The organism is Dietzia sp. HMSC21D01, assembly GCF_001815995.1.
In the GTDB taxonomy this organism is placed as follows: domain Bacteria; phylum Actinomycetota; class Actinomycetes; order Mycobacteriales; family Mycobacteriaceae; genus Dietzia; species Dietzia cinnamea.
In genome coordinates this window covers 1-8,762 of the sequence record NZ_KV824137.1, presented here as the reverse complement: position 1 = coordinate 8,762, position 8,762 = coordinate 1, and the positions used below count along the sequence as shown (strand labels likewise).

The window sequence follows — 8,762 nt, the reverse complement described above, 5'->3', positions numbered from 1 at the left end:
GTGACTGCCGTCGATACCGTGCCCGTACTCGCGCCAGCACTCCTGCAGCAGGGCGTAGCAGGCGACCAGGCGCTGCGCGGCCGCGCGGTTCTCGGTCGCCCAGCCGTCCCGCGCCGCCGCCGTCAACCCCGTCAACGCCGCCGGGCCGCCACCGGGAGAGTCAGCAGGGCCCGACGAGCCAGTGGAGCCGGCAGGGCCGGAAGAGGACGCGGAGCCACCGGCCGTGCGCTCGGGATCGCCGTCCATGCCCCACCCCCCGTGGTCGACCGTGCGGCCGTGCCGCGCTATGCCTCGAATACGTGTTCTATTCTACGTCCACGTGTTCGACACCACAAGGGGTACGTGTCAGGCGGAGGCGGCGGCAGTGCGCCGGGAGACTCTGGGCAGTGATCGGGTCCGCCGGCCGGGCCCACGGCAGCGCCGGCCGGGCCGGCGTCAGCGCCGCCCGCGGGCCTCTCGGTAGATCTCGACGAGTGAGTCCGTGGAGGAGTCGAAGCCCGGCTCGGGGTGGGTCTCGGCGGTGAGGGCGGAGAGGAGCTCACCGGCCTGTGCCTTGCCCAGTTCGACGCCCCACTGGTCGAACGCGTTGATGCCGAGAATCGCCGCCTGGGTGAACACGATGTGCTCGTACAGCGCGATGAGCTGGCCCACGACGCTCGGGGACAGGGACGGCGCGAGGATCGTCGTCGAGGGCCGGTTGCCGGGCATGACCTTGTGCGGGGCGAGGGCGGGATCGACGCCGTCGGCGAGGACCTCCTCCTCGGTCTTGCCAAACGCCAGGACCCGCGACTGGGCGAAGAGGTTGGCCATGAGCATGTCGTGCATCGAGACGGGTTCCGCTGAGCCGGGGACGTCGGCGGCCAGGTCCGCGGCCGGCCGTGCCACGCCGATGAAGTCGACGGGCACGAGCTGGGTGCCCTGGTGGAGCAGCTGGAAGAAGGCGTGCTGTCCGTTCGTGCCGGGCTCGCCCCAGTAGACCTCGCCGGTCGGATAAGTAACGTCCGAACCGTCGAGGCGCACGGACTTGCCGAGGGACTCCATGGTGAGCTGCTGCAGGTAGGCGGGGAACCGGTGGAGGTCCTGGGAGTAGGGGATGACGGCCTTGGACTGCGCGCCGAGGAAGCACGTGTACCAGATCCCGAGCAGCGCCATGAGGACCGGCGCGTTGTGCTCGGGCGCCTCGGTGGCGAAGTGCAGATCCATGGTGTGGAAGCCCTCGAGCATCTCGACGAACGCCGCCGGGCCCGCCGTGATCATCACCGACAGACCGATCGCGGAAGACACCGAGTAGCGGCCGCCGACCCAGTCCCAGAAACCGAACATGTTGTCCGGGGCGATGCCGAAGTCGGCCACCTTGTCCGCGGCGGTCGACACAGCGACGAAGTGAGAGGCGATCGCGTCCTCCGACCTCAGGGCCTCGATGAAGTGCCGCCGCGCCGCATGCGCGTTGGCCATCGTCTCCTGCGTGGTGAACGTCTTGGAGGCGACCACGACCAGTGTGGTGGCCGGATTGATCTCGGCGAGGGTGGCGGTGAGGTCCGCAGGGTCGACGTTCGAGACGTAGCGCGCGCGGATCCCGGCGGTCTGGAGATCGCGTAGCGCGGCGTCCACCATCACCGGGCCGAGGTCCGAGCCGCCGATGCCGATGTTGACCACCGTGTCGATCCGCTCGCCCGTGTACCCGGTCCACTCGCCCGAGCGGACGCGGTCGGCGAGATCGGTCATGCGCGCCAGGACCGCGTGGACGTCGGCCACCACGTCGGAGCCGTCGACGACGAGCTCGGCATCGGCCGGGAGCCTGAGCGCCGTGTGGAGGACGGACCGGTCCTCGGTCGTGTTGATGCGGTCGCCCCGGAACATTGCCGCTCGCTGCGCCGGAAGCCTGGCGGCGTGGGCCAGTTCGGTGAGGGCGTGCAGGATCTCGTCGGTGACCAGGTGCTTGGACAGGTCCACGTGCAGGTCGCCCGCCGTGACCGACATCCGGCGACCGCGTTCGGGATCGGCGTCGAACAGTTCGCGCAACGTCACCTCGCCGATCGAGGGGACCAGACCCTCGACCGCTGCCCACTGCTCCGTCGTGCTGATGTCGGTCATGGCTGCGAGATTAGCCGGGAATACGAACGCGCTGCCCACTGTTCAGGGGATGTGACCCCCGTAACTCCAGCCGATTCTGCACCGGCCTTCCCCATCGCCTCCTCTGTTACCGCGCAGGCCGAGCGCCTCGTCGCACTCCGCGTGCCGGAGTTCGCCGGGATCGGTGCCGATCAGCTGCGGGACCACGCCCGCACGCTGGTCGCCGAATCCGGTGACGGGCGGGACGAAGGCGGAGCAGTTCTGGCCGTCCACCCCTCACTCCTGTCGGCCGCGCGACTGGCCGCCCTCATGCGCCGCGACGGGAAGGCGGGCTTCGTCGTCGTCGACATGACCGACCTCGCCGACTTCACACCCACCGACGACATCACACTCCCCGACGCGCCGCTGTACCTTCTCGGCGACGTCACCCGCGGTGACGACATGCTGGACTGGACCCCCACCGACGCGCACGCGGAACTGACCGCCCGCGGACGCACACCGCTGACCGTCTCCGAGGGGATCAGCTGGGCCCTGCAGCAACCCGACGCGCTCGAGCCGGGCGCGTGCTTCATGTGCATCGGCTCGCGCAAACCCAAGCCGACCGGCGGGCTCGACTCCCGCACTCCCGCGCTGTGGATCAGCGGCGGCACCGGACGCGACGGCAAGGAGAACAAGGGCGCGCCCAAGGTGGGGTGGTGCTGGGCGGGCAACCACCACACATGGCTGGGCTTCGCGTCGACGTCCGGCAGGCGGGGACCGGTTCAATAGGCGGGTCGCCTAGTACCCCAACCGGCCGCGGCCCAGGCGGAGGAGCATCCCGGCGAGCGTCTGGCCCTCCTCGCCGAGGGATGCGAAGCGCTCGTAGACCTTGAGCTCGCGCGTGTGCACGAGCTTGGTGCCGCCCGACTGCATACGCGTGCGGCCGATGCGGCGGGAGATCTCGCTGCGGCGGGTGATGGCGTCGAGGATCTCGGCGTCCAGACGGTCGATCTCCAGCCGCAGTTCCTGGATCTCGGCCTCGGACAGCGGATCGTCGGTGCCGGCGGGGTCGGTGCTCATGGAGCGAATTATCCCACTGCACCCCGGAGCGACCGAACAACCGTCTAATGTTTGCGCCCGTGGAAGAAATCAACTCGTTTCTCGCCGACATCGGATCGGTGATCTGGGGGCCGTTCGTCCTCATCCCGCTGCTGCTGGGCACCGGCCTTTTCCTCACCATCCGACTGCGGGCGTTGCAGTTCCGCAAGCTCGCCCCCGCGCTGCGGCTCGGCCTGGTCAAGCGGAAGGACGACGGCGGCGAGGGCGACATCTCGCAGTACCAGGCGCTCACCACGGCGCTGGCGGCCACGGTCGGCGTCGGCAACATCGTCGGCGTCGCCACCGCGATCGCGCTCGGCGGGCCGGGTGCGCTGTTCTGGATGTGGATCACCGCGCTCGTCGGCATGGCGTCCAAATACTCCGAGGCCTTCCTGGGCGTGCGCTACCGCGTCACCGACGCGCGCGGCGAGCAATCCGGCGGCCCGCAGTACTACCTCCACCGTGGCTTCGCCGAGATCTTCGGCCGTACCGGCGGGCGGGTCGGCCTGGTCCTGTCAATCGTGTTCGCGGTGTTCGCCGTCCTGGCCAGCTTCGGCATCGGCAACATGACCCAGGGCAACGCCGTGGCCACCCAGCTGGAGAACTCGTTCGGTGTCTCCCACGTGACCACCGGCATCGTCCTCTTCGTCCTGACGGGCGCCGTGCTCCTCGGCGGCATCAAGTCGATCGGCCGGGTCACCGCCGGGTTCGTCCCGCTCATGATCCTGCTCTACATCATCGGCGGGCTCGTGGTGCTGGTCGTCAACGCCGAGCAGATCCCTGCCGCGTTCGCCCTGGTGTTCACCGACGCCTTCACCGGCACCGCGGCCGTCGGTGGCTTCGCCGGCTCCGCGATCCTGTACGCCATCCAGATGGGCGTCGCCCGCGGAATCTTCTCCAACGAGTCAGGCATGGGTTCGGCGGCGATCGCGGCCGCGGCGGCCCGGACCACCCACCCCACCCGGCAGGGTCTGGTCTCGATGACGCAGACGTTCATCGACACGATCATCGTCGTCACCTTCACCGGCCTGGTCCTGGTCACCACCGACGTGTGGCAGGGAGGCGGTGACGTCGCGGGCACGATGACCGCCGACGCCTTCGCCTCGGCGATCCCCGAGGGCGACAAGCTCGTCGCGGTGTCCATCGCGTTCTTCGCCTTCTCCACCATCCTCGGCTGGTCGTACTACGGCGAGCGGTGCATGGAGCGGCTCGTGGGCGCGCGCGGCGTCATCCCGTACCGCATGGTCTTCACCTGCGTGGTGTTCATCGGCGCCGTCACCGAACTCGAGGTGGTGTGGAACTTCGCCGACGTGATGAACGGCCTCATGGCCATCCCGAACCTCATCGGCCTGCTCGTACTGTCCGGGCTGATCGTCCGCGAGACGCGTCATTACCTGGACAATGACCCGCGTCTGGACGCCACTGCCTCGCAGGTCGAGGAGTTCATGGGGGCCCGCACGCGCTGACCACGGGCCGTGTCGGACCGGGTGGGTAGATTGGACCCACGATGACCGACACCGCCTCCGCCCCCGCCCGCCAGCACTCGCCCCACTCGCCCCACTCGGCCCACTCGGCCCACTCAGCCCTCCTTGACGGGCTCAACCCACAGCAGGCCGCCGCGGTCACCCACCGCGGCGGCCCGCTGCTGATCGTCGCGGGCGCGGGGTCGGGCAAGACCAGCGTGCTCACGCGGCGGATCGCCTACCTGCTGGCCGAGGGCGGTGCGCACCCGGGGCAGATCCTGGCCATCACGTTCACCAACAAGGCCGCGGCGGAGATGCGGGAGCGCGTCGCGGCGCTGGTCGGCCCGCACGCCGAGCGGATGTGGGTGGCCACCTTCCACTCGATCTGCGTGCGCATCCTCCGGGCCCAGTCCGCGCTGCTCGGGACCCGCAACTCGAACTTCACGATCTACGACTCGGACGATTCCCGGCGTCTGCTGGGGATGATCGCCAAGGAGCAGCAGCTCGAGGTCAAGAAGTTCACCCCGCGCATGCTCGCCTCGGCCATCTCCAGCCACAAGAACGAGCTGCGCGACCCGGCTGAGGCCATGGACCGGGCGCTCGAGGACTCGGACCGCACCGCGCAGACCGTGGCCGCCGTGTTCACCGAGTACCAGGCGCGGCTGCAGGCGGCCAACGCGTTCGATTTCGACGATCTCATCGGTGAGACCGTCGCCCTGTTACGCGCGCACCCGGAGGTCGCCGCGTACTACCGGCGGCGGTTCCGCCACGTCATGGTGGACGAGTACCAGGACACCAACCACGCGCAGTACGTCCTGGTCCGCACCCTCGTGGGCGGCACGGCGTCCGACGACGACGAGGTGGGCGTCCCCCCGGCCGAACTCTGTGTGGTGGGTGACGCGGATCAGTCGATCTACGCGTTCCGCGGGGCCACGATCCGGAACATCGAGGACTTCGAGCACGACTACCCCGACGCCCGGTCCATCCTGTTGGAGCAGAACTACCGCTCCACCCAGACCATCCTCTCGGCCGCCAACGCCGTGATCGCGCGGAACGCCGGGCGGCGCGAGAAGAACCTGTGGACCGCCGAGGGCGCCGGCGAGCTGCTGGTGGGGTACGTCGCGGACAACGAGCACGACGAGGCGAGGTTCATCGCCGGGGAGATCGACCGCTTGGTGGACGCGGGGGAGGCTTCGTACTCCGACGTCGCTGTGTTCTACCGGACCAACAACTCCTCACGCGTGATCGAGGACGTGTTCGTCCGCCTCGGCCTGCCGTACAAGGTCGTCGGCGGTACGCGCTTCTACGAGCGTAAGGAGGTGCGCGACGTGGTCGCCTACCTCAAGGTGCTGAACAACCCGGACGACGCGGTGGCGATCCGGCGTATCCTCAACACCCCGCGGCGCGGAATCGGCGACCGGGCCGAGGCGTGCGTCGTGGTCCACGCCGAGCAGCGCGGGATCGGTTTCGCGCAGGCCTTGCGCGACGCGGCGGAGGGGAAGGTCTCGCTGCTGCCTTCGCGTTCGGTCAAGGCGATCGCCGGGTTCGTCGAGATGCTCGACGACCTGCGCGGGCGCCTCGACGGCGACGACCACGCCGGCGGGCACGACTCCGCGCCCGACGTGGGCGCGCTCGTGGAGGCGGTACTCGAGCGCACCGGCTACCGCGCCGAGCTGGAGGCGTCCAACGATCCGCAGGACGCGGCGCGACTCGACAACCTCAACGAGCTGGTGGGCGTGGGGCGGGAGTTCTCGTCCGAGGCGGCGCTCCAACGCTCCGCCCGCGAGCAGGGCTTCGTGGAGGAGGCCGACGCGGACCCGGACCTGGACGAGGGTCTCGCCGAGCCGGGGTCGCTGGCGGCGTTCCTGGAGCGCGTGTCGCTGGTGGCCGACGCGGACGAGATCCCCGACGACGATCAGGGGCAGGTCACACTCATGACCCTGCACACCGCAAAGGGCTTGGAGTTCCCGGTGGTGTTCCTCATCGGTATGGAGGACGGACTGTTCCCGCACATGCGGGCGCTGGGCGATCCAGCGGAGCTGTCCGAGGAGCGGCGGCTGGCCTACGTCGGCATCACCCGCGCCCGGCGGCGTCTGTACCTGACGCGGGCCATGATGCGCTCGTCGTGGGGCCAGCCCATGACCAACCCGGGGTCGCGGTTCCTGGAGGAGATCCCCTCCGAGGCGATCGAGTGGCAGCGGGAGGAGCCCGCCGGCGGGGCCGGGTTCGGGGACGACGACTCGTACGCCCCGCGGCGGCGCTTCGGCGGCAGCTCCGGTGGGTTCAGTTCCGGCGGCGGCTCCGGTGGACGGTCGCCCGGGATCCCGCGCGCGAAGCCGTCCGCGCCCGCGCTGGAGTTGGCGCCGGGTGACCGGGTCACGCACGACAAGTACGGCCTCGGCAAGGTGCTCTCCTGCGACGGCAGCGGTCCGCGCGCCACGGCGACCATCGACTTCGGTGCCTCCGGGAAGGTGCGGCTCATGCTCATCGGGGGCGTCCCCATGCAGAAGCTCTGAGCGCCGCAGGAGCTCTGACGCGGAAGGGGGACCACCGGGCGCTCACCGTCGCGGTACTTCAGCAGCACCAGGGTCGCATGTCCAGGCTTTGCGCGCCCTCCACCTCCGCGAGGACGACGGTGGAGCCGACGCTGGTCATGGCGACCGGTCGCGGCGCCGATCGGGCCCGCGCCGACCACGGCGACGTCGGGATGAGTCGTGTCCTCGTGAGCGGGTTCCCCTCCCGGTGCGCCGGTGACCTGTCCTAGCGGAGAATGTCATGCAGGTGGTTTTGGAAGCCCGGATTGTGTCGATAAGAATGTGTAAACGCTTTTATCACTCGATCGGGGGCGGAGGTGCGGCCGGGTGGAGACCGAGAAAGGACGGGCGCGGGTACGCGCAGGTGGGCGCAGCGAGAAGGTGCGTCAGTCGGTGGGGGAGGCGACACTCGGCTACCTGGCTGAGGGGCATCTGACCTTCAGTATCGTCGACGTCGCGGCGCGAGCGGGGGTGGGTCGGCGGACGGTCTACCGGTGGTGACCGACTCGTCACGATCTGCTCGTCGAGGCCCTGCGGACCCATGGGCGGCGGGCGCCGGTCGTCGAAGCCTCCGGCTCGTGGGAGGAGAATCTCCGGGCGCTCGCGCACCGGCTCGCTGAGTTCGCCGCGGGGCCGGTCGAGGGCGCGATCGCCGCGATCATGGCGGGCGGCCAGCATCCGGAGTTCAACCAGACGGTGCTGGATCTGTGGCGGCCGGCGATGGAGTCGTGGCATCGACTGGTGCACGTCGCCGCGGAGAGGGGCGAGGTCGCGGAGGGGCTCGACCCGCGCACGGTGGTCGACACACTCCTCGCGCCGATCATCTTCACGCCCCTGGCGATGCGCCGCCCGATGGACGCGCCCGAGGTGGACGCGTTGGTCGACCTACTGCTCAGCGGATCGCGGGCCCGGTGAGGCGGTGGTAGCCGGGCAGCGAGGGCGGGTGTGCTCAGTTGCCGAGCGAGCCGTGGGCGTGGTCGTGGGAGCCGGCGAGGCTGCCCGTGGCCAGGTCGAGACCGTGCTGGGCGAGCCACACGACCGGGTCGACGTAGTCTTTGCCGCCGTTGACCAGGACCTCGAAGTGCAGGTGGGTGCCGGTGGAGAACCCGAGGTTACCCATTCCGGCGATCTGCTGGCCGGCGTACACGCGCTGGCCCTTCTGGACGTCGAGCCGCTCCATGTGGCCGTAGACGGTCATCGTGCCGTCGTCGGACATGATGCGGATCCAGTTGCCGAAGCCCTGGGCGGGACCAGCGTCGATCACGACGCCGTCGGTCGCCGCCAGGATCGGCGTCCCGTTGACGTTGGCGATGTCGATGCCCTGGTGCATCGTGCCCCAGCGCATCGCGTACGGCGAGGTGAACGAGCCGAACGCGGGGAGGGAAACCTTCGGCCGCCGGGCCTGCTCCTCGGCGATCTCACGCTGCGCGTTGATCTCCGTGCCCGCGTAGAGCATGGCCGACTGGATGTTCTCGGTGTCGGTTTCCCCGACGGAGGCGGGGACCACGACGGGCGCGGGTGCGGACGGTGTCGCCGGCGTGGAGGTGCCGGGCGCCGCGGGGCTCGTGGTGGCGGGGGCCGGCTCGCCGTTGGCCAGCAGGGCGATGTCGCCGGC

10 protein-coding genes are annotated in these 8,762 nt (G+C 70.0%); 6 read left to right on the top strand and 4 right to left on the bottom strand.

Translation table 11 applies throughout. The features are described 5' to 3' along the window. Both HMPREF3086_RS18705 and pgi read right to left on the bottom strand, forming a co-directional pair. A partial coding sequence (locus HMPREF3086_RS18705) for a hypothetical protein (RefSeq protein WP_210401892.1) occupies positions 1-246 on the bottom strand: 246 nt, incomplete at its 3' end. 189 nt (positions 247-435) lie between these two features. Then, on the bottom strand, positions 436-2,094 hold the full coding sequence (gene pgi / locus HMPREF3086_RS16585; RefSeq protein WP_061229063.1) for a glucose-6-phosphate isomerase: 1,659 nt from the start codon (positions 2,092-2,094) through the stop codon (positions 436-438). A 51-nt stretch (positions 2,095-2,145) separates the two neighbouring features. Between pgi and HMPREF3086_RS16580 the strand changes: the two genes are divergently transcribed. Continuing rightward, positions 2,146-2,841 carry a DUF5701 family protein gene (locus HMPREF3086_RS16580; RefSeq protein WP_061229062.1) on the top strand — a complete coding sequence of 232 codons (696 nt, stop codon included), beginning with the start codon at positions 2,146-2,148 and terminating at the stop codon, positions 2,839-2,841. Between the two features lie 9 nt (positions 2,842-2,850). On the opposite strand, the gene HMPREF3086_RS16575 is transcribed toward HMPREF3086_RS16580, so the two are convergent. Further along, positions 2,851-3,132 carry a chorismate mutase gene (locus HMPREF3086_RS16575; RefSeq protein ID WP_061229061.1) on the bottom strand — a complete coding sequence of 94 codons (282 nt, stop codon included), beginning with the start codon at positions 3,130-3,132 and terminating at the stop codon, positions 2,851-2,853. Positions 3,133-3,179: 47 nt separating this feature from the next. Here HMPREF3086_RS16575 and HMPREF3086_RS16570 point away from each other — a divergent pair, with 47 nt between their 5' ends. From HMPREF3086_RS16570 to HMPREF3086_RS16560, 5 genes are all read left to right on the top strand, one after another. Further along, entirely contained in the window at positions 3,180-4,616 is a 1,437-nt protein-coding gene (locus tag HMPREF3086_RS16570) for an alanine/glycine:cation symporter family protein (RefSeq protein WP_061229060.1), read from the top strand. Between the two features lie 41 nt (positions 4,617-4,657). Continuing rightward, positions 4,658-7,129: a UvrD-helicase domain-containing protein gene (locus HMPREF3086_RS16565; protein WP_061913790.1), complete on the top strand. Its 2,472-nt coding sequence runs from the start codon at positions 4,658-4,660 to the stop codon at positions 7,127-7,129. A 77-nt stretch (positions 7,130-7,206) separates the two neighbouring features. After that, on the top strand, positions 7,207-7,377 hold the full coding sequence (locus HMPREF3086_RS19155) for a hypothetical protein (protein WP_157076952.1): 171 nt from the start codon (positions 7,207-7,209) through the stop codon (positions 7,375-7,377). A 97-nt stretch (positions 7,378-7,474) separates the two neighbouring features. Then, positions 7,475-7,648 carry a hypothetical protein gene (locus tag HMPREF3086_RS19150; RefSeq protein ID WP_157076953.1) on the top strand — a complete coding sequence of 58 codons (174 nt, stop codon included), beginning with the start codon at positions 7,475-7,477 and terminating at the stop codon, positions 7,646-7,648. A 15-nt stretch (positions 7,649-7,663) separates the two neighbouring features. Beyond that, entirely contained in the window at positions 7,664-8,062 is a 399-nt protein-coding gene (locus HMPREF3086_RS16560; RefSeq protein ID WP_083324497.1) for a TetR-like C-terminal domain-containing protein, read from the top strand. A gap of 34 nt (positions 8,063-8,096) precedes the next feature. On the opposite strand, the gene HMPREF3086_RS16555 is transcribed toward HMPREF3086_RS16560, so the two are convergent. Continuing rightward, a partial coding sequence (locus HMPREF3086_RS16555; protein ID WP_070722993.1) for a M23 family metallopeptidase occupies positions 8,097-8,762 on the bottom strand: 666 nt, incomplete at its 5' end.